Genomic DNA, 25,405 nt, shown 5'->3' with positions numbered 1-25,405 from the left:
AGACTAAATTTTTTATTATAAATATTTCTTAAAACCAATGATTAATCAAGGTCTACTTCAAAAGTAGTCAACTCTTTGAACTGTTTTATTCTTAAGTAAACATCAGTTTCCTGCACTTCTTCAATTCTTTCTGTTCCAAATTTTTCAACTGTGAAAGATGCCATTGCAGATCCAACGATCAGTGCAGATTTCATAGTTTCAAAGTCAAAATTTCCTTTTTTAGCTAAATAAGCCGCGAATCCACCTGCGAAAGTATCTCCCGCACCGGTCGGATCAAAAACTTCTTCTAATGGAAGTGCCGGAATGGCGAAGATTTTTCCTTCTCCGAAAAGAAGAGCTCCATGTTCTCCTTTTTTGATAATTACGTACGCAGGTCCAATTTCGTGGATCTTTTTAGCAGCTTTTACCAGAGAATATTCTCCTGAAAGCTGTCTTGCCTCTTCGTCATTAATGCTGATCACGTCAGTTTTGGCAATCATTAATTTCAAAGTATCCATAGCAGAATCCATCCAGAAATTCATCGTGTCTAGAATCGTTAATTTCGGACGGTTGTTCATTTTTTCCAAAACTGAAAGCTGAACGCCCGGATGTAAGTTTCCTAATAATAAAACTTCTGCATCCTGCATAGATTCTGGAATTTTTGGATCAAAGTTTTCCAGAACATTTACCTCAGTAGCCAAAGTATCTCTGGTATTCAGATCGTTGTGGTATTTACCTGACCAAAAGAAAGTTTTTCCGTCTTTTACTATTTCCAATCCTTCAAGATTTACATCTCTTTTGCTGAACATATCAAGATATTCCTGAGGAAAATCGCCTCCCACAACGGAAACAATTCCTGATTTTACGCCTAGAATAGACGAAGTAATTGCTATATATGTAGCCGCACCGCCCAAAATTTTATCTGTTTTACCAAATGGTGTCTCAATCGCATCAAATGCTACACTTCCTACAACTAAAAGTTTCATATTTTTATGTTTATTTTCTTTGTTATATGTAATCGCCAATTGAGATTTAGTTACTGTCTTTAAATTAATCAACAGCGACTGCATATTTATATGTTTATTATTTAATTTAATTCTAATTTTTCCACTCAAAAGTATCCAAAAAATGCATCAGATCCTTCTTTACATAATCCACAGCAGGAGCCAGCGAATCCGGTTTTGGTCTTGAATTGAAATAAAGGTAAGCAGTAACAAAATGTTTTGTACTGTCTGTCGCATAAAACTGAATGTTGGCAGCCGTCTGTCCCTTTAGTTCATAGAAGTTTCCGTAAACTTTTCTTTCAGAATATTCGAATGATTTTGTGTCGATAGAACTTGCTTTTACAGTATGTCTGTACACCATTTTTTCGGCTTCAGCTACCTGATCTGCAAAATTATTATTAATCGGATAGTATGAAATGAAAACTTTCGCTTTCATTTTAGGATAATTAAGATAGTACCAGCAAGGTCTTTTCGCATCACTGAGGTTGGCGAAGTCTGAATATTCAAAGCTGTAATTACAGTTTTTATCCATCTTCTGATATTTCGGTGCCGGATATTCCAGTCTTAATTCACCAAAAGGTTTTGGTGTGGCCTCTTTTCCACAGGAAATTAGAAGCGCAGACGCAAAAACAAAACTGACTTTTTTAATCATTTTGCAAAAATACAAATTAGATTTTAGATTTTACGAGACAAATTTCAGTCTTTCAATGTGTTTTGAATATAATTTTCCAGCGGTTTGGGAAATGAACGCTTTTGAGAATCTTCAAAGTCTGAAACGATCAGGTTTTTGTTTGAAATGATCTCATTCCAAACCAGGTCGGAATTGATTTCCACATCAAATATTTCTATACTTAAATTTCTGTGCGTCAGTTTGTGATTCACAGTTTTTGCATTTTTGATAAAGGGAACGAGTTCTGAAGAAATCTCGGGCAAAAATTCATACAGTTTTTTCCAGATATCATCATCGCCACGCTGCTGAATGATAAACTGATTGTTTCTGTGAACAAAATAATATTTCAGCGAATGATTTTCAACTTTCACTTTTTTGGTCTTCACAGGAAATTCAGAAACTTTACCAAGTGCGAAGGCCAGACAGTCGTCATTCACAGGGCAATCACCACAATTTGGATTTTTTGGTCTGCAGATTTCCGAACCTAAATCCATCATGGCCTGATTAAAATCGCCTGCGTTTTCGGGCATAATTAAAAATGCCAATTCAGAAAAATAGGAAAATGCATTTGTTTGAGATACATCAAAATCATCAGCAAATATTCTGCTTAAAACTCGGTAGAAATTTCCGTCAACCGCTGCTCTTCTTTCACCGAAAGAGATGCTCGAAACGGCTGCTGCAGTATATTTTCCGACACCTTTCAGCGTCAAAATATCATCGTAATCTGAGGGGAATATTCCCGAAAACTCAGTCATGATCTGTTTTGAAGCTTTATGAATATTGATTGCTCTCGAATAATATCCCAGACCTTTCCAGTGAAGAATAACTTCGTTTTCATCGGCTTCAGCCAGTGTTTTTACATCCGGAAATCTGTCGATGAATCTGTTGTAGTGTCCCAAACCCTGAGCAATTCTGGTCTGCTGAAAAACAATTTCGCAAATCCAGATTTTGTAAGGATCTTTTGTGTTCCGGAAAGGCAAATCCCTTGCATTTTTGCTATACCAAGTCTGGATTTTATTTCCGATGTGAAGAAAGTCTGTGGAATTTTTTTTAGGTTTCAAATAAAGAATCTCAATGGTAAGCGCAAAGATACTTAAATATGAAAGATGTTTCTAAATTTAAAACAAAACAGACCGCCAAAAATGACAGTCTGTTTTTATGATTTATTTTATATAATTTAATCCTGAATATATTCTGCATCCCACTCGTTACCGTCATCACCTTTGTGACCATCAAGTTTGATTACAAAACTTTTTGTAGGGAAGTATGGAGTCAGTCTGATGTCTAACCAAACTCTGTCCTTATTCACTTTATCCTGCTCAAATCTTACGATTTTGAATTTTTCAATCAGTTTGTCGGCACCTTTAATTCCGTCAAGGAAACTTACAATCTGTCTTCTCAGATCATCTTCGTTTTTAGCATTCCAGTTTTCAAAAGCTCTTCTGTTTAGGAAATCAAGCAAAACTTTAGTTACATAATCGAATACACGAACTACAGAATAGGTCTGAAGACCGATATTGTCTCCGGTAAACAATGTTTTCGCTGAGAATGCCATGATTTTTCCGTACTCGTTGACCATAGGAACAAGTCCCATTTTTTCAAGCTGAGAAATTTCACTTTTCTTTAAATCAAATTTTACGGCGTCTACTTCGTTGATGTTACCGTGTTTTTTACCGGCGGCCACCTGAGACATCAGAGTTTTATGGATTTTTCCAGCCAAAGAAGTCGATGGCGGAAGTTCTACGTTTTCCTCTTCGCCTACTTCTTCTGCTCTTCCTCTTCCTACAAGCCAGTTGCAGGTCATAATCACATTGCTTCTGTGAAGCTCGCCACCTGTAAGATTCGCTGAATGGAAAAGATCTACCACATCATCCGGTTTATCCAGATTGGCAAAATCGGTCACCATCATTACTTTATTTTCATTACAGATTTTAGCCCATTTTTCAATGACTTTATTAGAACCTAAATAACCAGGAATTGCCAGAATAGAGTAGTTGTCTCTTAAATCAAGACGGTCATAATACTGTTTGAATTCTTCCGAAATGGCCTCGATGAAAACAGGATTGTCCAAATCTGAAACCTGATCAAGACTTGCATTCACGATACTTACGTTATCTACTTTATCAAGCTCTGTGTTTTTGTAAAACTGAGCGACTGTACGGTAAGAAGTCTCCAGCTGACGCACAGAATCTAAAGTATTTTTCAGATTTGATTTTAAATTATTCTCTGCACTTAGAGCTTTATTTTTGCAGGTGTCAGCCAGTTTTTCAGCGTTGTCGCCTCCTTCCAGAAGTTCTACCCAAAGGTTGATTTTCTGAAGAAGTTCTTTTCTTTCGTCAGATTTATTAGAGTCGTTTAAGAATATTTCTTTTCTCGCTTTTCTGGTAGGGTTCATATTGGCGATGCCGTCTACAACAGATTCTACGAAGCCGAAGCCACCGATTCTGTTGAGTTCTTCCAGAGGATTTGCAGACGGTCTTTTGTCCTGAAACTGCTGCTGTTGCTGCGTGTTTTCAGATGCCTGAAGTTTATTTTCCATGATATTTTGGGGTGTTTTTATTATTTTTCGAGTTCCTGAGCTACATTTTTCAGAACTTCCACAAAAGCTGCTCTCGACTGTTCGTTTTCGAGCATGTTTCTGAGAATTTTGTTGGTTTTCAGCTGACGCACAATTTTGTTGTACTGATCCTGCTCCATGCTCAGTTTCTGTAAATAGTCGGAATTGTTAACGAGATTTTTTGGTGTAAAATCTGCGAGATTTCTGAATCTGAATTCCTCATCAATCGCGTTTCCGTCTGCATCCTCGTGCTGCACTTCTACAGAAGGCTGAAAATGTCTGAAAACATCTTCTACAGTTTTCAGGCCGGTAACGATTTCCGGAGTGTAAGATTCGTCTGTGGTAAGCTGGCTCACGATCAGAGATTTGTTTTCCTGAATTTGGGCGATAGCTTCGTTGGCATCAACTTTCACTTCGTTTCCTCCAACGCCATAATTAAACATTGCCATATTTTTATTATTTTGAGATTTTTGGTTTTGATTTTGGTCAACAAATAAATTGCCAATCCATTGTTTAAATTTATGAAAAAACTTCAACATACAAAATTTAACATGTAATTTTTATTTGTAACTTATGTTTTTTCAATGAATATTTACTGAAACTGATTATTTTACTGAATATTTTCTAACAGAGAAATTTTCCTCATAACTTTCTTTTGCCGCCTGATAGCCGAGATCAAACAACTCTTCCAATCTGTTTTTCTTTCTTTCAAAAGTTCCGTAACTGGAAAATTGCTGTGACGTGATGAGCCAGTCGCAGTAATCGAATTTTATTTTTTCGACACGGTAAGATAAAAGGTCATAGGAACGTGAAACAATTGCTTTTATTGACTTAAGATCATTAATGTTGATGTTGTGAGGAGGCGAAACAAATACGCCAATCAGTCTGTCACAGTCTTTTCTGATGATATCTGCAGGGAAATTATTCAGAACTCCACCGTCGCAGAACATTTCTTCTTTGATGATATAAGGTGTAGTAATTCCCGGAATGGAGCAGGAAGCGATGATGGCGTCTACAATTTCAAATTCGGGATCAAAAATTTTCTCAGTTCCCGAAACCAGTTCTGTTGCCACGATTCTCACATCTTTGTCCAGATCATTTAATTTTAAATCTCCAAAAATGGGTTTTAAATAATTCCTGAAAATCACAGAAGATACAAGCCCGGGCTGATTGAAGGTAAAGTGTTTCCAGTTGAAAAAATATACAGAATTAAAAAAATCTAAAATTTCTTCCGGTGTTTTTCCTATTGCGTACAGGCAGCCGACAATTGATCCCGCGCTGCAGCAGGATAAAACGTCAATCTGAATATTTTTTTCATTCAAAAATTTCAAAACTCCTGCATGGGCAATCCCTTTGGTGCCTCCGCCGGAAAGTACCAAACCTGTTTTTTCTGAAATCATGATTTAAAATTACGGATATCTTCTGAAAGAGAATTAATTTATTTTTGATTTAAATCAGAACTACCTGTTTCCTCCTCCCTGTTGATTGGGTGGCATCGTTTTGTAGTTTGTAGGCTTCTCGGTAGAGTCGGTTTTAGAAGTGGAAGAATCTGCTGCGTTTACAGTTTCTGAATTGGCAACTGCACTGTCACCCATTTTATTCCGCATAGAATCTTTGTTGTGTTCTTCTTTAAATTCTTCGCGGTTTTCTTTTTTATCGGCGCAGCTTACAGCACAGAATAATACCAGTAATGCACTGACGATCGTATTTTTCATATTGAATAATTGTGAGGTTAATTAATCAAATATAATCATTTTAATTAAAGTAAAAAGTAAAAAGTAAAAAGTAAAAAGTAAAAAGCAAAACTTCAGTAAACAACCTTTGAGAAGAATTCAGTTTTGTTTATGCCAAAGAAGAAATGAAAATAGTTTTAAAAAAAAGAAACCCTCAGAAGATTCTGAAGATTTCTATGTAAATAAAATTTTAACGTCCTGTTGTTGCCGAGTCTGCTTTCATTACGGCGCTGTCATTTGGTACTGCCGGAACAATAGTGTCCATTGTTGATGGTGACATTCTTGCAGCATTATCAGCTGCTGTAGAATCTGTACTGTTGGTACTTGCCGAAGACTCCTTCGTTCCGCAAGCTGTAATCGTAATGCCGAAAAGTGCGGCTAAAACTAACTTTTTCATAATATTTTGTTTTGGTGTATTTTCAACTATTCAAGAATTATTCCGAAAAAAGTTTTTGTTCATTAAAAGAATGATAAAATTAAATTCCTTAATGTTAATTTATTAAAATTACAAGCAATAAAATTTAATTCAGCTAAAATTTTGAAACAAAAAGCCCCGAAACCGAAATTCCGAGGCTGTTTTTGTGAGACAAAAATTACTTATTGCCCATGTTTTATTGTTTATCCCAAATATGGATACTTATAATCCTTTGGAGAAACAAAAGTTTCTTTAATCGATCTTACAGAAGTCCATCTTAGTAAGTTCATTTTAGAACCTGCTTTGTCGTTAGTTCCTGAAGCTCTTCCTCCACCGAAAGGCTGCTGACCAACAACTGCTCCTGTCGGTTTGTCGTTGATATAGAAGTTTCCTGATGCATTTTCCAGTGCTTTGAAAGCTTCATTTACAGCATATCTGTCTTGAGCGAAAACTGAACCAGTCAATGAATAAGGAGAAGAAGAATCAACCACTTTTAAAGTTTCTGCCCAATCAGCGTCTTCATAAACGAAAACAGACAGGATAGGACCAAAAATTTCTTCAACCATACTTTCGTACTGAGAATCTGTAGTTTCAATAACAGTTGGGTGTACAAACCAGCCTTTAGAATCATCAGTTTTACCGCCGATCACAACATTGGCAACATCTGAAGCGTTTGCTCTGTCGATGTAACCTTTGCATTTTTCGAAAGAATTTTTATCGATTACTGCATTCACGAAGTTCGAAGGATCTTCAGGAGAACCAACTTTAATAGATGAAATCTGAGTTTCCATTACTTTTTTCACATCAGCCCAGAGCGATTTTGGAATGTAAGCTCTTGAAGCTGCAGAACATTTCTGTCCCTGATATTCGAAAGAACCTCTCACTAAACCTGTAGCAACTGCTTCTACATTTGCAGAAGGGTGAGCGATTACGAAATCTTTTCCACCAGTTTCTCCAACGATTCTCGGGTAAGTTCTGTAGTTGTGAATATTATCGCCAATCATTTTCCACATTCCCTGGAAAACTTTTGTAGAACCTGTAAAGTGAAGTCCGGCAAAATCTCTGTGAGCCATTACTTTTTCAGCAGTTTCTTTTCCGTCTGTAAAAATCATGTTGATCACTCCGGCAGGAAGCCCCGCTTCGATTAAAACATCCATGATCACTTTTGCAGAATAGATCTGTTTGTCTGAAGGCTTCCAAACCACTACGTTTCCAAGCATAGCCATACAGGTTGGCAAGTTCCCGGAGATTGCAGTAAAGTTGAATGGAGTTACGGCAAAACAGAATCCTTCTAAAGGTCTGTATTCTACTCTGTTCCAGATTCCTGCGTCGGAAACCGGTTGCTCAGAATACATTTCAGTCATAAATTCTACGTTGAATCTTAAGAAATCAATGAATTCACAAGCGGCATCAATTTCAGTCTGATGAACATTTTTAGACTGTCCGATCATTGTTGCTGCATTGATAACGTCTCTGTAAGGTCCCGCCAAAAGATCAGCTGCCTTTAAGAAAATTGCTGCACGGTGTTCCCATCCAAGCTCGTTCCACTGTTTTTTTGCTGCTAAAGCAGAGTTGATGGCATCGTCTACATGCTGCATCGTTCCTTTATGATAAAAACCGAAATCGTGTGCATGATCCTGAGGTGACTGAAGCTGAACAGTATCGCCTGTTTTTACTTCTTTACCGTTGATAACCATTGGGATCTCTGTCTTTTCTGCCCACATTTTTTTGTAAGTTGCAAGAAGAGATTTTACTTCTGCTGATCCCGGTTCGTAAGAAGTTACCGGCTCATTTACTGCAAATGGTACTTGCGAAATTGCTTTTGACATATAAGTTGTATTGTTTTATTTTGCTGTTCTACAAATTTACAACTTTTAAAATTTATGATGAAGGGATGTGAATAGTGAATTTTGCTTTGCGAGCGAAACGGTCAATTGTGAATTTTGCTTTGCAAGTGAATAGTGAATTTTAACCATTAAGATGATGAAATAGTTAAGGTGGTTTAAGATAATATCCGCAGATACATTATGCAGACCGCTTAATTTAGGTTTATTTGAAACGTAAATAATCTTATCAGCTCCAAAATTTTAATGATTCAATCATTTCCAATAAATGATATGATGAATTGGAAAATTGACATGCGAAGCGATTTGACCATTTACAATTCACTTTCTCACATTTTCTCTGTTTCCAGAATTTTTAAAACTAATTTCTCCTCGTGTGTCAAGCCTGCTTTTCCATCATTTTCTTCTATAACTTCAAGCTCATCAAGATATTTTTTGATGGTATTGTTTTCGTAAAGGTTGATGACTAAAGGATGAACGTAATATTTTCTACAAACAGTACTGGTATTTCCGAGATGTTCGGCAACAATGTCCAAAGCGGCTTTTACTTTCTTTTTATATTGGGTATTATTTTCAGCGTAACCGATTTCTTTAAAAGCGATCAAAGCATTAACAGTTCCAGACCAGGTTCTGAAATCTTTTGCAGTAAAATCTTCTCCGCTGAGTTCTTTAATATAATCATTCACCATCCCCGAATCTATAGAATGTCTGTTACCTTCATTATCAAGATATTGAAACAGTTCTTTTCCCGGAATTTCTTTGCATTTCATAATGAGTTTTGCCAGTCTTTTGCTTTTGAGATTGACATTGTGCATGACACCTTTCTTACCTTTAAATGAGAAATTTATTTTTTGACCTTCAATCTTTACGTGTTTTTCCTTTAAAGTGGTAAGACCAAAAGAACCATATAGTTTTTCATAAATATTATTTCCAATACGGATGTTGGTACGTTGCATTAAACTAACAATCAAGGCCATGATTTTCCGCTTCTCAAAGGTTTTCAAAGCCAAATCTTTCTCAAGCTGCAGACGGATTTCGGGTAAGGCGTAACCGAACTGAAGCATTCTGTAAAACTTCGTGTGGTTTCTAAGTGCACTCCAAAGTGGATGGTAGCGGTATTGTTTTCTTTTTTTAATGTCAAAACCTGTTGCCTGGAGATGACCGTTGTCTAAAGCACAAATCCACACATTTTCCCAGGCCGGCGGAATTACAAGACTGTTGATGCGCTTGATTTCTTCCTTATCTTTTACTCTTTCATCACCTTTAAAATACTGAAATTTCTTTCCTCTTTTACGGCGAATAATACCGGAAGCTTCCGCATCGGAAGTGTAAATCAAATTTACAGCCTTTGCAGAAGCCACCGGATCTTTCATGATTTTGATGATCCTGGAAGGTTTTAGATGTGAAATAATTTCAAGATCTGAATTTTCCATATCAACAGATTATGAGTTTTTACCCCTAGAGAATAACCATAAGATTACACCTATAATTCCGACAGCAACGATGATTCCCCACCACATTCCTGCTTTAAAAATTGTTTCAATGGCTTCACAGCTTGTAAGAAGCATTAAACCAAATAGAGACATAAATAAGAAACTTAGCTTTTTCATAATAATTTATTTTTGATATTTATAGTATTGTTGGGTGATGGATGTTGGATGCCGGATGTAAAATTTTTGGCGTTTTTGAAATCTCAAATCTCAAATCTCAAATCTCAAACCTCAAATCTCAAATCTCAAATCCTGTGTTCATCTGCTCTCCAGTTTGTTATTGATTTTTTGATTTCGTCGCCGGAAAGGTTTTCCTTTAAAGCTTTTTCAAGAAGAATTTTAAATTCATCGTCGTACGCAAACCTTAATGCTGCAATCTGACTGAAGTTTAATTTTTCTTCTACTTTATCAGACCTTAAACTGAATAATTCGAAATACCTCTGTTTAAATTCCAGTCTTACAATGCGGTTTTGAAGTCCCAAAGCATAATGCTGACGGACCATAACTGCCAAAAATAAAATCAGGAAAATAACAGCCGAAAATAGAATCCACATAAGTTGATTTACAGAATCATTGAAAATTTTATAAACCCCAAAGTCCTGTAAAAAAATTACTAAAGGGAGATAAATAAAATGATGGGGAGCATAAAATTTACGGTGATTCTGGTAATTCTGCGTTTTCATAAATATAGCATTACAATAATCTTTCCAAAATGAATTTGTGTGGTATGTCTGTGTGTTGTGTGTTGGATGATGGGTGCTGGACGAGGGAAAGAGGGAGGTAGGAGATGGAAGTTTCTGAACGAAGTATTTTATTTTTATGAGAATCTGTGTCTCAGTGCTTTTTATAAATAATTGCTGATGACATCTTAAAAGTGAATTCACATGACTTCCTAAATCTATAACCTTAAACCTTGAACTGTGGATCCGCATCCCGAAACTCGTATGCCGGAACCATCTTCCATATTTTATTCCCAAAAATCCGTAACTTCACGTTTTTAAAAATAAATAAATAATGACTTCAAAGGAAAAAGTAGCTGCACTTCGTGAAGAGATGCAGAAAAATAATGTTGATGCATTTATAGTATATTCTGCAGATCCTCATATGAGTGAATATTTACCTGAAGAATGGCAGGAAAGAGCCTGGTTGTCAGGTTTTCTTGGTTCGGCAGGTTTTGTCGTAATTACAAAAGATAAAGGCGGACTGTGGACAGACGGACGGTATTTCACGCAGGCTCCCATTGAACTGGAGGGATCAGGAATCGACCTTTTCAAAGATGGGATGGAAGGAACTCCGAATTACATCGACTGGATCATTTCTGAAATTCCCGAAAACGGCAAGGTAGCCGTAAATGCTGTTGCAACTTCCCATTCCAACTGGGAACTTTTATATCAAAAACTGAATGCAAAAAATTTAAATTTAATTGATCTTCCTTTATTGAAACAGGTTTGGAAAGAAAGAGGAACGCCTTCAAAAAATCCGATTTATACCCATCCAATTGAGAGAGCAGGAAAGTCTGTGACAGATAAAATCGCGGCCATCCGTCAGAAAATGGAAGAGCAGGAAGTTTCAGTTCATATTATTTCAAGTCTTGATGATGTCGCATGGACATTAAATCTGAGAGGAAGCGATGTGGAAAGCAATCCTGTATTTTTAGGTTACATCATCATCACTAAAAATGATGCACATCTGTTCACCGACCTTGAAAAACTCGACGTTGAAAGCAGAAAGCAAATGGACGAAGCCTGGGTGAAAATGATGCCTTATGAAGAGTTTTACAATCATTTAAAAACAGTAAAAGGTCAGAAGGTTCTGGTTTCTCCAAACAGCAATCAGTCGATTTTTGAAGCTTTAAAAATTGATAATGAATTTGTAAAAGGAGCTGTGCCGGGAAATCTGATGAAAGCTCAGAAAAACGAAACGGAGCTGGAAGGTTTCAGAAAAGTGATGGTACGAGATGGTGTTGCAATGGTGAAATTTCTTTACTGGTTGACTCATTCTGCAGGAAAAGAAACGATGAATGAATATTCAGTCGGACAGAAACTGAAAGATTTCCGTGCTGCGGGAGAGAATTTTGTGGGAGAAAGTTTCGGAAGTATTATCGGGTATAAAAATAATGGTGCCGTGATTCATTATTCGGCGAAAGCGGAAGGAAGTAATGAGGTGACAAACGACGCGAGTATTCTGGTGGATTCCGGCGGTCAGTATCTTGAAGGTACGACAGATATTACCAGAACTTTGGCATTGGGAGCGGTTTCTGAAGAATTTAGAATCAATTCAACTTTAGTTTTGCAGGGAATGATCCGTTTATCAATGGCGAAATTTCCGAAAGGAACAAAAGGCGTACAGTTGGATGCCATTGCCAGACTTCCGCTTTGGATGAACGGAAAAGATTATAATCACGGAACCGGGCACGGTGTGGGAAGTTTTATGAATGTGCATGAAGGTCCGCAAAACATCAGAAAAGATTTAAACCCACAGGAATTGCTTGTAGGAATGGTTGTTTCAAACGAACCGGGATATTATGTAGAAGGAGAATACGGAATCCGTCATGAGAATCTGATTGCCGTAAAAGAGTCTGAAACTACGGGATCAGGAACTTTTTATGAGTTTGAAACGTTGACGTTCTGTCCGTTCTTCAAAAATGATATTGTGAAAGAAATTCTTTCAGAAGACGAAATCAACTGGCTGAATGCTTATCACAAAACCTGTGAAGAAAAATTAGCTCCGTTTTTAGATGGTGAAGGGAAGGACTGGTTCTTGGAACTCGTAAGTCCGCTTTAATAAGTGAATTGTTAATTGTCAATAGTGAATTTTAAATTTCAAATTTTAAAACTCAAATAAAGAATTTTGAATCTTAAATCTTAAATCAGAATCCCCGTATTTTTACGGTAAAGATCTAGTGAAATCACTGATGAAAGTGCTGTGAAAGTGGCGTAGTTTTGTAAACGAAACCAAACACATTCACTTCATATACGTTTTTTTATAATTGAATCATCTCAGTAATGGGATGATTTTTATTTAAATACAATCTTATTTAAATTAATCTCAAAAGACTGATCATCTTCATACGTAATTTTTAATTTTTGCGCGTCCACAAACTCAATATTTTTGTTGCAGAAATGCGAGCAGCTTTCAACGATGATTGGAAAATACTTTCTTTTCTTTTTATCAAATCCAACAAGATTTCCTCGGAAAACAGATTGAACTTTGTAGTTTTCATTTTCTACAAATTCTTCACTTGCCGATGTAAGTTTAAATAGATTTTCATCATAATAGGTTGAGTAAATGATATCGGGAATGATTGCATATCCTGCTCCGAAATTATTATCCGTAGCATTATCTTTTTCCCATTTCTCTCCAAAATTCTTGTAATGAGTAATATTTTTTTCTTCATCTGACGGATGGTAAATAAATTTGGAAGTACGCGCATATTGATGAAGCACAGTTTTTGCAAATGCAGATGATTTCAGTTTAGAGTTTTCTCCGAAATTTCCGCGAATGCACCCATTACAGTAATCTGAAGGGTAACCAAAGTACTGTAAACTGAAGTTGTCTACAATATTGTCTAAATTAATCATAGAGAAATTTACACTTATCACTCTCATTGCTTTTCCCGTGTTCGACACTTGATGGGTGAGAAAAAGATAATTCTTTTTACCTGTTTTCCTGGTTTTGATGTTTGTGCTGTCTATTTCCAAGTAAGACCATTCTGCTTTTTCTAAATTAATTTCTTTAATCAGATTTAATTTTTGTCCGGCAAACTGATACTTTGAAATCTTCAGGACATTTAAAGTATCTGAGTAGAAATAATTGCCACGTTTTTCGTTGCTTTTAACCCAGATTCTTGTTAAAATGTTTTCATTTTCCTGAACAAAAATGCTTTGACTCCGGAGTGAGTCGAGTGTTTTTTTATTTAAATTTTTCTCGGAAACAGGGATGTTTTCAGCTGAGGCAACTTTCTCTTTTTTGCAGGAAAAAAGGAAAATTAAAAAGACTGATAGTGTAATTACTGCGTTCATTTGTGTAAATGTTTTGAAACGTTGTTTTTTAGTTAATCCCTCAATTTTTTCTCATTTTAAAATTATTATGTGCAACACATGAAACTTTCTTTTTTTAACTGAAATATTGTCTGAGTGTTCATAGCGATCCCTCCACAGTTTTGCCGTATTGCTGAGCAACAAGAGCGGTGATAACAGGAGAATGCAGAATATTTTTCATCTGGTTAAGAACATGACCTTTAAAAGTATTTTGAACCTGAAAGATAATTTACTTTTCCAGAATTTTCACTTTAAAAAATTTGAATTTTCCGGTTTCGTAATCAAAATTGAATTTTTTTAGCATAAAAGTATGTTCATCAGTCCAAAAACCATCTTTAATATAACAAAGCATTATGGAAGTTAGATTTTTAAATTCATCTTCAAGATTGATGATTTTGTGATATTCTCCATTGTTTTTTTTCTGAATAAAATATCCTGAACATTCCTGTCCGTCGTAACTTCCGTTCACGCGGAAAGTTTCATTGGGTGAAAAAATAAAAATGTCTGGATTTCCAGTTTCCTCGGTTTCTTGTCCGGTTCTTAAATTAAAGCTTATATCTGTGGAATGCCCTCCTTCAGAGAGTAAAATATCTTCATCGGGAAAGTAAGCGATAAAAAAACTGTAATCAAAATCATTATATTTTCATATGTTTTTCCGTTTCTAAAATGTATTTTCTTAACTGCGGGATGGTTGCCAAAATCAGGATTTTCATCAAAGTCAACAATCCCTTTCAACAATCTTTTAGCTTCCCTGAAGTCTGTGATTTTTAAAAGTTTTTTCTTAGTCAGAGCTGTCTTTTTTTTAACATAATAATATTGCAGAGAATCTATTTTCTCAACAACAATAGCGTAGTGATGAGCATTGACAGAGGTTTCTACATATACTGATTTCGTACTATCAACCGGTTTTTTAATTTCAGCATTTGTTTGGTTTTTATGCCCGGTCTTTATTTCTTTTATGCAAGAATGGATTGCAGTAAGTAAAATCACAGTTAAAATTAATATGAAGGCTTTTTGTTTTTCATTTTGTTGAAGTTTATTTTACTCTCACAAAGAATGTATATTCAGGGATCTTGAATTTTTGAATCCCGTATCCTTTTGTGGACGGAAATGATGAGTAAAGTTCCATTTCCTGCTTTTCTAAACTGATGCTTTTTACAATTCCGCAATGTCCCCAGGTTGGAGTCCAGAATTGCACAAAATCTCCTTCCAGAACGTCTTCTTTTTTTATAGGAATTCCAATTCCTTTTTCAGTTAGTGCGTAAAAAACTCCTTTTGGAATCGGTGAATTTTCTTTTATCAAATCCTGTATATTCCCGTCCGTTATTATTCTGATTCTAAATTTATCCCTTTCTTCCAAATGATGGAATTTTTCAATAATCTGAATGACCAATTCTGTGCAGACGGCTTTTTCGTAAGTTGATGAAATTTCAGGACCGAACTTTTTTATCGCCTCAACAATTAGAATGTTCTTTTCCGGAATTTTTTTTGAAAGCTCTTTTTCTGGCTCCTTCTGATTTGTTTTTTGTCTGTACTCAGTTTCTTTACAACTCACCAAAGTCATTACAAAAACTGCGAATAATATCAAATTTTCCTTAAACATCGTTGATTTTAGATTTGATTAGTTTCACCGTTTTCAGATTTTTGAATTTGTATTTTTCTGTTCTAAATTACGAAAAAAGAGATTGATTTTTTCATTTTTGGGGGATATTTAAAAAAAAGATAACGTGTGTAACTAGCCCTGATTGCAGCGGCATCCTTTTTTGCGTGGGAAGAAACGTGAAACTTCGGAAGGGGTCTGCCGCAAAAAAGATACAGCGGAAAGCAGGTTTCCGGCTCCTAAAATGTGGGAGAGTTGGAGAGTATTTGTGTCTGAGCGTTTGAGAGTTTGGAGGGAGGGAGTTGAGAGTTGCAGGGAGTTTGAGCAGTTGAATTTTGATTGAAAATGGTGTTTTAAAACTTGAATTTTGAATCTTAAATTTTAAATGTTTATTCCGTAATTTTGCACCATGAATCACGACACTATCTGCGCACTGGCGACTGCCAACGGAATTGGAGCTATTGGAATTATCAGAATTTCGGGGGAACAGTCTTTTGAAATTGTCAACCGGGTTTTTCAGGGAAAAAATCTTGAAAAAGCCGATTCGCATACGGTTCATTACGGGTTTATTGTGGATGGGAAGATGGTAGATGATAGTGGGGAGACACAAGCCAACAGCGAAGTCATCGATGAGGTGATGGTTTCCGTTTTCAGAGCACCGAAAACTTTTACCGCAGAGGATTCTGTGGAAATTTCTTTTCACGGTTCGCCGCATATAGCCAAGAAAATTCTGGAAGTTTTGATTAAAAACGGTGCGAGAATGGCGAAAGCCGGTGAGTTTACGATGCGTGCGTTTATGAATGGGAGAATTGATCTGAGCCAGGCAGAATCCATTGCCGATTTGATTGCTTCGGAAAATGAAGCATCAAGAAAAGTCGCTTTGAATCAGTTGAAAGGTGGAATTACCAATGAAATTTCCATTTTAAGAACTGATTTATTGAATTTTACATCATTAATCGAACTGGAACTCGACTTTGCTGAAGAAGATGTAGAATTTGCAGACCGAACCGCTTTAAAAGCATCATTGAACAGAACCGAAGAGAAACTTCGTTCGTTGATAGACAGTTTCCAATACGGAAATGCGATAAAAAATGGAGTAGACGTAGCCATCATCGGTAAACCGAATGCCGGAAAATCTACCTTGCTGAACGCTTTACTGAAAGAAGAGCGTGCCATTGTCTCGGAAATTGCGGGAACAACGCGCGATACGATCGAGGAAGTTTTACATATTAAAGGAACAGCTTTTAGATTTATTGATACTGCTGGGATTCGTGAAACGACCGACATTATCGAGGAAATTGGCGTTAAAAAAGCGAAGGAAAAGATTGAAACCGCAAAAATTCTTCTGTATCTGTACGATGAGTTTGATTCTACAACACATGAGATAACAGATTTCATCAAAGAATTTTACCGTGAAGATTTAAAGATCCTTCTTCTTCACAATAAAATTGATTTGCAGGAAACTTCTTCCGTTAACGAGTTTGATGCAGAATTGAAAGAGCAATTATTTCCCGATTATACTTCGCAGATCATCGGAATTTCAGCAAAAAACAAAACCGGAATCGAGCAGTTGAAAACCGAACTTGCCGACTACATCCAAAATCTGGAAACTCAGGAAAGCACCATTATCACGAACCAACGTCATTACGAAGCGTTGCAGAAATCTTTAGAATCCGTGAAAAGGGTAGAAGATGCCATTTCAGGAAAAATTTCAACTGAATTATTGGCTTATGAACTTCGCTACGCGTTGGAGTACTTGGGTGAAATCTCCGGTGAGTTTACGAATGATGAGGTGCTGGGGAATATTTTTTCTAAGTTTNTGTATCGGGAAATAAATTAGCTTTTTCTATGTTTTCCTTTCCTTTCTTTTAGTTGATTATCAGATATTTAGCTGAATTTTATTTTCTCTTATTAGACTATATTTGTATATTTGTACCACTTCTGTACTACTTGAGACCTCCAAAATAGTCAAAAGTAGTACAAAGTAGTACAAAACCGAATCTATGAAAATATCACTTAGTCAAAGAAAATTGAAAGACGGCAGGATTAGTCTGTCAATCGAGTTTTACCGTGGTTCTGAAATTACTGAGGACGGAAAAAGAAAGCATCTGAGAAATTTTGAGAATTTAGATACCTATCTAATTGTTGATCCAAAGACTGCCAAAGAAAAAAAAGAAAATAAAGAAGCTTTGGAATTTGCAGAAAATGTAATTGCAATTCGAAAAGCTGAATATGCTCAAGGAAGATTTGAGTTGAAAAATACTGCGAAAGCTAAACGGGTATTTTTAAACTTCTTCGCTGATCTTGCTGAGGAAAAACGAACGCTCGATTCGTCAAATAATTATGGTAATTGGTTCTCTACATACCAGCATCTAAAAAAAGTAGTTCCAAAGAATTTAACTTTTGAGGAAATTGATGAATTTTTCATAAAAAAAGTTCGGAAATACTTTGAAAAGGATGCGATCAGTAAGAGTGATCTACCTCTTTCTCAAAACTCAAAGTATTCTTATTTTAACAAGTTTAAAGCTGCGCTTCGACATGCTTTCGATAATGGATATTTGACGATAAATTACGCAGAAAAAATTAAGTCATTTGAGCAGGCTGAAAGCCAAAGAGAATATCTGATCTTTGATGAACTACAACGATTAGCAAAAGCGGAATGCAAATATCCTGTTTTGAAAAAAGCTTTTCTTTTTTCATGTTTATCGGGATTACGTTGGTCTGATATCAACACTTTGACATGGAAAGAAGTTCGTGATGAAGGTGATGTTTCCAGAGTCAATTTCCGACAGGTAAAAACAGATGGTGTAGAATATCTTTATATTTCAAAACAAGCCAGAGAATTGTTGGGCGAAAGACAGGATCCACAAGAAAGAGTTTTCAAAGGTTTGAAATATAGTATGACCTACAATACTGAAATTATCCGCTGGTGCAATCGTGCTGCGGTTCCGAAACATATTACTTTTCATTCAGCTCGACATACGAATGCTGTTTTACTCCTGGAAAATGGTGCCGATATTTACACAGTTTCCAAAAGATTGGGACATCGAGAATTGAGAACAACTCAAATTTATGCAAAGATAGTCGATAACAAAATGAAAGAAGCGGCGGAGATTATTCCGGAATTGAATATTGAGATATGATAAAATAAATATAGAAAGTACACCTCTCTATTAATTCTATTTTCATTTGTTATCTCGCTTTTAGCTCTGCCGGGATTATTCTTATTCGATTTAACATAGAACTAAGTTGACATCAAGTAATATTGTTTATTATAGTAATCAATTTTGTTTAATTTTATTACATTTGTTTATTATAATAAACAAATGTATGCTCGATTTTATTACAATAAAAGAAGTTAAAAACAATATCGGAAGTTGGTGTAGGGAAATGCGGAAAGCAGAAAATCTTACAAAGCAGGAATTAGCCGAGGAATTAGAACTTTCGAGATTTACTATCGCAAAACTTGAGAATGGGGACAATCCTACACTTGAAACCTTACTAAAAGTATTACAGTATTTTGATGAGATGAAATCGTTGAATCAATTTGTTGCTGATAAAACAAAAAATCTTAATGATAATCAATCCTTGTATTAAAGATGGCTAAAAATCAAATTATATCTGTTCATTTCCGAGGTTTAGAAATTGGGAAGATTGGCTATGATGAAAATCAACGCAAATCATCTTTCCAATATAATCCTGCGTTTTTGGAAATGGATCTGTATAAAAGGCTGTTTCCTTATCTTATTAGAAGAAGTCCAAATGTTCAGGTTTTTTCAGAATTTGAAGGCGAAGCTTTTAGGGGGTTACCTCCAATGATTGCAGATTCCTTACCTGATTATTTTGGAAATATTGTCTTTAAAGAATGGTTGGAAGCTACTCAAAAAGATTTTATCAGTATTTCTCCATTGGAACAGCTTACTTATGTTGGTCAAAGAGGAATGGGTGCATTAGAGTTTGCTCCGGCCAAAGATATTACTTCAGACAGTTCAATTAATATTGACGAGATCACTGACGTGGTGAAAAAGGTTTTAGATGTCAGAACATCTATTGAAGAAAAGGGATTGAGTGATTTTGCTTTATTGAATATTTTTAAGATCGGAACTTCGGCTGGCGGTGCGAGACCTAAAATTTTGGTTTCAGAAAACAAGAAAACCGGTGTATTAAAGGCTGGTGATATAGAAACTTCAGAAGATTACAATCACTACCTGATCAAACTTTCGGTCGACGAGAACGAAGGTTATTCTAAGGAGAAAGTAGAGTTTGTTTACTATCAAATTGCTACGAATTTAGGGATTGAAATGATGGACTCTAAAATGATTGATGATAAGCATTTCGCTACTTTACGATTTGATAGAAAGCATGGCCAGAAATATCATATTCTTACCGCTTCAGGAATGACGGGTTGGGATTTTAAAAAGCCGGAAAATTCTACTTACGAAAACCTCTATAGATTGTCAGTAGACCTTAGGCTTCCTCACAGAGATATTGAACAGCTATTCAAGCGAATGGTGTTCAATTTGGTTTTTTCGAATATTGATGATCACTTAAAGAATTTTTCTTTCATATACAACACTGAAAAAGACCGTTGGAACCTGGCTCCAGCATATGATCTGACTTATCCACTCGATGCTTTACAAAATTATGTAAGAGTTTCAAGAGCCATGTCTATCAATGGAAAAAGAAATTCTATTAGCAGAGAAGATCTATTAGGAATTGCCGATCAGTTTACCATTAAAAATCCCAATGCGGTCATTGACAGTGTACTTTTAGCAACCAAATTGTTCAAACCTTTCTCAGAAAAGCAAGGCATACCTCGAAAGGTTATTGATAAGATCGAATCTGAATTTATTCAATTATAAAAGTTAGTGTAAACATCTGCACAAATTTTTATAAACCTGGTCGATTGTAAGATGTGATTATAAAAGATTTTTTTTAGATAAATATTGAAATATGAGAAAAATAAATTTAGAAAGCAGACCAACCTTATTAATTCTGGTTTCGTTTGTTATTTCGCTAGTAACGCTACTGGGAGTTTATCTCATTCCTTTCAACTTAAGGGTTCCTTTATTTAAAATAATTGCGCTGGTTTTAGTTGTTTTTATTCTTTACCCTTTCTGTAAAGTAAACATAAAATGGATTCTCTACTATTTTTTTTGCATTGATCGTAAATGGTGGGTCGCGCGGATCGAAAGACCTCGAATTTTTATCTACATTATCTATTTCGGTATTTTATTGATGACGCTGAAAGACATTTCGATTTCCAATCAATATGTCCTATTCTTCTATCGGCTGTCCATTCTGTTCTATTTGGTAGTTGGTGCTGTGATGCTTGGAAGATTGATCTGGACCAAAAGATTTGAATCTGCGCTTCTGCCTGAAATCAAGAATTTTGTCACTCAAAGTGTCTCGCTACGCCAAATGAAAATATCCGAAATTGAGGAGGTCATCAGATCAAATACTAAAAATGTTGAGGAGAGTTCATTGGGCGATCTTGAAGAGCTGTTGAAAGGAGAAGAGGTTGAGAATAAAATTAAATGGATCGGGACATCTGGAAAAAATGTAATCACCTACACCGAATTATTCTCTCTGCTACATTCTGTTCTTGAGGGTGGCGACATCAAATTCGAGAGAGCAAAAAGACGAAGCTTAATGGACTTCATAATAGCAAACTTTGTAAAGTATGAGAAAGGAGAAATTTCTCAGATTCCGTATGGCAGCTTAAACAGTGCATACACCAATTTCGTTTTGTAAAATCGATCATATTCAAATTCTATACTGTAAAACCCTTTATTAAAAGGCGTTTTGACTATCCGAGTATTTTAATGACATTGTCATTTGTTTTCCTTTGCCACACAAATTTTAAAATAGTAAAGCAATGGAAAACGAAATCATCCTTCACAAGCTGAGCCGAATTGAAAAGCATATTGTCGGTCTCAAATCTATTCTTAATGTTGAAGAACTTTCAGATTATACAGGATTTAAAAAATCCTATATCTATAAATTAGTTCATACTAACAGTCTTCCTTTTTCTAAACCTAATGGGAAAGTTCTATTCTTTGAACGAACAAAAATTGATGAATGGCTGTTGAAAAACAGTCATAAATCAAATGATGAAATTCAACAGGAAGCCATAGAATTTTCTTTGCGTAAAAAATAAAACCTGACTGTGGCAGCAGTTAGGTTTTAGATGTTTGTTTTACCTGGAAGTAGAGTTCAGATATAAAAGTTATTTGTTCCGTTTCCACAATCCCAAATGTTTATGGAAGAGAATAAAACGCTGTATCAGACCGGTACAGAAACTAAAACCATCTTTGACCGGGCATTGAATTATCTCAATTCTAAATATTCCATTCGATTTAATACCATATCTCTGGAGTTTGAAATCAAACTGAGTTCAGATAAGAAATGGTCAGATCTTAATTTGAACTCACTGTTTATCGAACTTATTCAGTCAGGAATTGATATCCCGATCAATAAACTGGAGATCCTGGTCAGAAGTCATTTGATCGAACAGTATAATCCTATTTCAGAATATTTTAAAAGTCTGGAAGATTGGGATGGTGAAGATCATATCAGGAAGCTTTGTTCTTATGTGAAAACCAATGATGACGCTTCATTTTTCTATCATACTGAAAAATGGTTTACCAGAGCAGTACTCTGTGCTTTGGAAAAAGAAAGGATAAACAAACATTGTCTGGTTCTTGCGAATGCCATCCAGAATAGTGGAAAATCAACTTTTTTAAGATTTTTCATTCCTGGAAAACTGATGAATTACATTTCTGAAGATATCGGTCTGGACAAAGACAGCAGGATTAAATTGTGCAAGAATCTGATCATCAATCTGGATGAATTGTCAGTTCTGGCCAAAGCAGACATTAATTCTTTGAAGGCCTATATATCGAAAACTCATATCAACGAGAGATTGCCTTACGCAAGGAAATCAGAATACCTGGAGCGGATATGCAGCTTTGTTGGTTCTACCAATAAAACAGATTTTTTAACTGATGATTCAGGAAGTGTCAGGTGGATCATTTTCGAAGTGATCGAAAAGATCAACTTCAATTATTCCTCTGAGATCGATATTGACAAGGTTTGGGCTCAAGCCTACTTCAATGCTTTTAAAAGGAAAAATTACAATCCGGAACTCTCTGTAACAGATATTCTGGAGAATGAAAAACGCAATGAAAGATTTACGCAAATGACCCTGGAACAGGAGATCGTGAACAAGTTCTATGAACCTTCCGATCATCTGGAAGAATTTATGACCGCAACAGAAGTGATGATCGATCTGAATTCTCACGGTGTCCGGTTAAATCATTTAAAGATCGGGAGAGCTTTATCTTCTTTCAAATTTCCAAGGGTCAAACATCCACAAAGACAGATCTATGGTTACCTCATCCGATTAAAGACCATAAAATAATTACACAGAATTATTCTACCAACCTACCTAAGAGCTTTAAGTGACACAATGTAAATATTTTAATTAGGTAAGTAGAGAATTCTCAAGCTACCTAAGTTACCTCTATAATAACATTGGGTAAGTAGGTAGATCCAGGTAGTCACAAAAAGAGGATCATTGATTTGATGATCAACAGATTGGTAACTAGGTAAGTATTTAATTAAAAACATAGCAAAAATGAACTGTAAACAATTTAACAGCATATCGTTGGAAGAAGTCCTCCTTTCTCTCGGACACCTTCCCACGAAACAAAATGAAAAAGAAGCTTGGTATCTCAATCCTTTTGCCAGAGAATCCCAAGCCTCTTTCAAATTGGATAAAAGAATTAATGCCTGGTATCTTCATTCAGAAGGTGTCGGTGGGAATAACACCGACTTTATGAAGAAATATCTGAACACTTCGGTCAATGAAGTTTTGATATGGGCAGAGAAGCAGAATTTTTCTTCTTTTCATCAGCTACCAAACGTAAAGAAGTCAGAACCGAATTACAGAATCGATGAGATACTCGATCTCCAGAATCCTAACCTGAAACACTATTTGCAGGGACGTGGATTAAGTCCTAAGGTCTATGATTATATAAAAGAAGTACGATTTACCATCGGCAGTAAGAAACTCTATGCCATTGGTTTTGAGAACTTATCTGGCGGTTTTGAATTGCGTAATGCTTTTTTCAAAGGTTCATTATTGAAAAAAGATGTTTCAATAATAGATCTCAGCAGCAAAATTCAGGATAAATCAAATATTCAAGATAGAGATGTCAGAAGTGTAGCAGTTTTTGAAGGTTTTATGGATGCCTTGTCTTTTATCGAGTTGCAAAAGTCTTTTGCAGGAGATATCCTTGTGATGAATTCGATTGCTCTTTTAAATAAATCCATAGAGCATCTTAAAAACTATCCTGATATCCATCTTTTTCTGGACAACGATAATGCAGGGATCAAATGCAGATCTGAGATCATAAGATCTTTTTCCGAGGCAAAAGATCATTCTGGAATTTATTCCAATCATAAAGATCTTAACGAATTTTTGATCCAAAAGATTAAAAATAATGTGTCAAATAAGGCAGGAAAACAATCTGGAAAACAATCTGGAAAATTTCCAGAACATGATAAACAAAAAGTACGAGATCAGAATCCGGTAATCAAAAATTCAAATGGTTTTAAAAGGAAACGCTGATAAAACGTGCTGTGTTTTTTACCAACTACACGCAGAAGTTAGGAGCGCATTCGCAACTTTGAAGGTCGTGCCTCCCAACAAAGTTTCAAATACGCTCTGCGAGGCTTCTAACCTGAGTAAAATACATACTTTGACTGGAAACAACGTGCATAAAAAATACGCAGGTCTATTAACGAAGGTGCGTAAAAAATGTGCAGGTAAAATTAATTGCTGTATAATTTTTATACAACGGTTTTGATTGGAAATATGTAACACAAACTTAAAAGATGAAAACTGGTGAAGACTTCAATTAATTTCAAAGCAGTCAAATCGGACTCTGAAACCCATAATTTCAGAAAAAAAACTTTTGATTACATCCGTAAAGATCTGACGCCTAAGAATGAATATTGGATGGAACAGAAAATAGCTGACAGGATTCAAAAGATCGAAGCCTATTGCAAAGAAAAGTCCGGAAGGAAATTGCAGAAGAATGCAATGCCAGTCAGGGAAGCGGTCGTTGTGATCAAAGAGGACACAACGATGCTGGAACTTCAGAACTTAGCCAAGAGGCTGGAAGAAGAATTGAAAATTCGTGTTTTTCAGATTGCTATTCATAAAGACGAAGGTCATACCGATAAAGACACTAAAGAATGGAAACCCAATTACCACGCTCATTTGGTAGCTGACTGGCAGGATCTGGATACTGGTAAAACACTCAAACACCAATCTTTTCATTATTCAAAAATGCAGGATCTGACAGCTGAATGTCTGAATATGGAAAGAGGGATTTCGGGTTCCAGAGGAAGATTAGAAGCGATTGAGTTTAAGATTCGGCAAAAGGAAGAAGATCTCAAAGTTTTGGAAGAAAGATATCATTTGATGAAATCTGAGATGGGTTCGAAGAAATCGGAGGAGCTGGTTGTCAAGGAAAATGATTTTCTAGGTTTTAAAAAAATTAAGACTGACAAAACCATTAAGAATTATGAAAGAGCTTTTCGAACGTATAAAAGCACAATTCTAAAACATAAAACGGAGTTGGAATCTAAATCACAACAAATTACTGAGCTCAATACAAAGGTGGATGATTTAAAAAAGCAAGTTCATCTTTTCAAAACCAAAAACTCTGTGCTATTATCCAATCCGACCGTATTTGCTTCTGAAAAGAAAAAATATCTGGATTCTATAATTAATAGTCTACAGAAGGAAATCAAATTTGCAAGATTTAAAAATCCACATCTTGACAGAACAGATAGGCAAAAGCTCATATCGGAAATGGAAAAAATAGCACAAAAAATTTCTCAGGAAAACAGCATTCCTTTTGCTGCCTTCAATGAGATTTTTAAAGATGCTGAAATGGTTACTCAGCTTTTCTCCTTATTAAAATTTAGCGAAAAAAATGAATATGAAATTCAGAGTATTATAAAAAATAAAAAAAATATTAGATGATGACACTTTTTAT

General features: G+C 35.6%; 25 protein-coding genes and 1 pseudogene. 10 read left to right on the top strand and 16 right to left on the bottom strand.

The features are described from left to right. Positions 1–41: 41 nt before the first annotated feature. From ASG21_RS14365 to ASG21_RS14310, 12 genes are all read right to left on the bottom strand, one after another. Entirely contained in the window at positions 42–965 is a 924-nt protein-coding gene (locus ASG21_RS14365; protein WP_056082439.1) for a PfkB family carbohydrate kinase, read from the bottom strand. Between the two features lie 112 nt (positions 966–1,077). Next, on the bottom strand, positions 1,078–1,635 hold the full coding sequence (gldD, locus tag ASG21_RS14360) for a gliding motility lipoprotein GldD (protein WP_056081517.1): 558 nt from the start codon (positions 1,633–1,635) through the stop codon (positions 1,078–1,080). A 44-nt stretch (positions 1,636–1,679) separates the two neighbouring features. Further along, positions 1,680–2,714 (bottom strand): A/G-specific adenine glycosylase, encoded by a 1,035-nt coding sequence (gene mutY, locus ASG21_RS14355; protein ID WP_056081514.1) that lies wholly within the window; start codon positions 2,712–2,714, stop codon positions 1,680–1,682. 116 nt (positions 2,715–2,830) lie between these two features. Continuing rightward, positions 2,831–4,192 carry a DUF5458 family protein gene (locus ASG21_RS14350; RefSeq protein ID WP_056081511.1) on the bottom strand — a complete coding sequence of 454 codons (1,362 nt, stop codon included), beginning with the start codon at positions 4,190–4,192 and terminating at the stop codon, positions 2,831–2,833. A 20-nt stretch (positions 4,193–4,212) separates the two neighbouring features. Next, entirely contained in the window at positions 4,213–4,749 is a 537-nt protein-coding gene (locus ASG21_RS14345; RefSeq protein WP_082482428.1) for a type VI secretion system contractile sheath small subunit, read from the bottom strand. 66 nt (positions 4,750–4,815) lie between these two features. After that, positions 4,816–5,610, bottom strand: coding sequence for a patatin-like phospholipase family protein (locus tag ASG21_RS14340; protein ID WP_056081509.1), 795 nt, complete (start codon positions 5,608–5,610; stop codon positions 4,816–4,818). A 60-nt stretch (positions 5,611–5,670) separates the two neighbouring features. After that, complete coding sequence (locus tag ASG21_RS14335; RefSeq protein WP_056081506.1) at positions 5,671–5,925, bottom strand: hypothetical protein; 255 nt, start codon at positions 5,923–5,925, stop codon at positions 5,671–5,673. Positions 5,926–6,133: 208 nt separating this feature from the next. After that, entirely contained in the window at positions 6,134–6,340 is a 207-nt protein-coding gene (locus tag ASG21_RS14330) for a hypothetical protein (RefSeq protein ID WP_056081503.1), read from the bottom strand. A gap of 221 nt (positions 6,341–6,561) precedes the next feature. Continuing rightward, a complete protein-coding gene (gene pruA, locus ASG21_RS14325; RefSeq protein WP_056081501.1) occupies positions 6,562–8,187 on the bottom strand; it encodes an L-glutamate gamma-semialdehyde dehydrogenase in 1,626 nt (541 codons plus the stop codon). Positions 8,188–8,531: 344 nt separating this feature from the next. Further along, positions 8,532–9,635, bottom strand: coding sequence for a DNA topoisomerase IB (locus tag ASG21_RS14320; RefSeq protein WP_056081499.1), 1,104 nt, complete (start codon positions 9,633–9,635; stop codon positions 8,532–8,534). A 9-nt stretch (positions 9,636–9,644) separates the two neighbouring features. Continuing rightward, positions 9,645–9,812 (bottom strand): hypothetical protein, encoded by a 168-nt coding sequence (locus ASG21_RS14315; protein ID WP_056081497.1) that lies wholly within the window; start codon positions 9,810–9,812, stop codon positions 9,645–9,647. A 125-nt stretch (positions 9,813–9,937) separates the two neighbouring features. Further along, positions 9,938–10,375 carry a DUF6526 family protein gene (locus ASG21_RS14310; protein WP_056081495.1) on the bottom strand — a complete coding sequence of 146 codons (438 nt, stop codon included), beginning with the start codon at positions 10,373–10,375 and terminating at the stop codon, positions 9,938–9,940. A 331-nt stretch (positions 10,376–10,706) separates the two neighbouring features. Between ASG21_RS14310 and ASG21_RS14305 the strand changes: the two genes are divergently transcribed. Beyond that, on the top strand, positions 10,707–12,476 hold the full coding sequence (locus ASG21_RS14305) for an aminopeptidase P family protein (RefSeq protein WP_056081493.1): 1,770 nt from the start codon (positions 10,707–10,709) through the stop codon (positions 12,474–12,476). 233 nt (positions 12,477–12,709) lie between these two features. Here ASG21_RS14305 and ASG21_RS14300 read toward each other — a convergent pair whose 3' ends face one another. From ASG21_RS14300 to ASG21_RS14285, 4 genes are all read right to left on the bottom strand, one after another. Next, complete coding sequence (locus ASG21_RS14300; protein WP_056081490.1) at positions 12,710–13,714, bottom strand: hypothetical protein; 1,005 nt, start codon at positions 13,712–13,714, stop codon at positions 12,710–12,712. 247 nt (positions 13,715–13,961) lie between these two features. Then, positions 13,962–14,201, bottom strand: a complete 240-nt coding sequence (locus ASG21_RS14295; RefSeq protein WP_056081486.1) for a hypothetical protein — start codon at positions 14,199–14,201, stop codon at positions 13,962–13,964. A gap of 83 nt (positions 14,202–14,284) precedes the next feature. Beyond that, positions 14,285–14,722 (bottom strand): hypothetical protein, encoded by a 438-nt coding sequence (locus ASG21_RS14290; protein ID WP_056081483.1) that lies wholly within the window; start codon positions 14,720–14,722, stop codon positions 14,285–14,287. A gap of 46 nt (positions 14,723–14,768) precedes the next feature. Beyond that, positions 14,769–15,335, bottom strand: coding sequence for a hypothetical protein (locus ASG21_RS14285; RefSeq protein WP_056081480.1), 567 nt, complete (start codon positions 15,333–15,335; stop codon positions 14,769–14,771). Positions 15,336–15,741: 406 nt separating this feature from the next. Between ASG21_RS14285 and mnmE the strand changes: the two are divergent. The 9 genes and pseudogenes from mnmE to ASG21_RS14240 all read left to right on the top strand — a co-directional run. Then, a pseudogene (gene mnmE, locus ASG21_RS14280) lies at positions 15,742–17,151 on the top strand (tRNA uridine-5-carboxymethylaminomethyl(34) synthesis GTPase MnmE); the annotation flags it as partial. Positions 17,152–17,335: 184 nt separating this feature from the next. Beyond that, positions 17,336–18,475: a site-specific integrase gene (locus tag ASG21_RS14275; protein WP_056081473.1), complete on the top strand. Its 1,140-nt coding sequence runs from the start codon at positions 17,336–17,338 to the stop codon at positions 18,473–18,475. Between the two features lie 187 nt (positions 18,476–18,662). Continuing rightward, positions 18,663–18,929 (top strand): helix-turn-helix transcriptional regulator, encoded by a 267-nt coding sequence (locus tag ASG21_RS14270; RefSeq protein ID WP_056081470.1) that lies wholly within the window; start codon positions 18,663–18,665, stop codon positions 18,927–18,929. 2 nt (positions 18,930–18,931) lie between these two features. Beyond that, positions 18,932–20,194 carry a type II toxin-antitoxin system HipA family toxin gene (locus tag ASG21_RS14265; protein ID WP_056081467.1) on the top strand — a complete coding sequence of 421 codons (1,263 nt, stop codon included), beginning with the start codon at positions 18,932–18,934 and terminating at the stop codon, positions 20,192–20,194. 91 nt (positions 20,195–20,285) lie between these two features. Then, positions 20,286–21,086, top strand: a complete 801-nt coding sequence (locus tag ASG21_RS14260; protein WP_056081465.1) for a hypothetical protein — start codon at positions 20,286–20,288, stop codon at positions 21,084–21,086. Between the two features lie 124 nt (positions 21,087–21,210). Then, positions 21,211–21,492: an excisionase family DNA-binding protein gene (locus ASG21_RS14255; RefSeq protein WP_056081462.1), complete on the top strand. Its 282-nt coding sequence runs from the start codon at positions 21,211–21,213 to the stop codon at positions 21,490–21,492. Positions 21,493–21,594: 102 nt separating this feature from the next. Beyond that, on the top strand, positions 21,595–22,755 hold the full coding sequence (locus tag ASG21_RS14250; protein WP_056081460.1) for a VapE domain-containing protein: 1,161 nt from the start codon (positions 21,595–21,597) through the stop codon (positions 22,753–22,755). Between the two features lie 216 nt (positions 22,756–22,971). Further along, a complete protein-coding gene (locus ASG21_RS14245; protein WP_082482427.1) occupies positions 22,972–23,967 on the top strand; it encodes a toprim domain-containing protein in 996 nt (331 codons plus the stop codon). Between the two features lie 276 nt (positions 23,968–24,243). Continuing rightward, positions 24,244–25,392: a hypothetical protein gene (locus ASG21_RS14240; RefSeq protein WP_056081453.1), complete on the top strand. Its 1,149-nt coding sequence runs from the start codon at positions 24,244–24,246 to the stop codon at positions 25,390–25,392. The last annotated feature ends 13 nt before the right edge of the window (positions 25,393–25,405 follow it).

Origin of the sequence: Chryseobacterium sp. Leaf394 (assembly GCF_001424105.1) — a bacterium.
Classification (GTDB): domain Bacteria; phylum Bacteroidota; class Bacteroidia; order Flavobacteriales; family Weeksellaceae; genus Chryseobacterium.
Note: the sequence above shows the minus strand (reverse complement) of the source record. Positions and strands in the feature narration are given on the sequence as shown.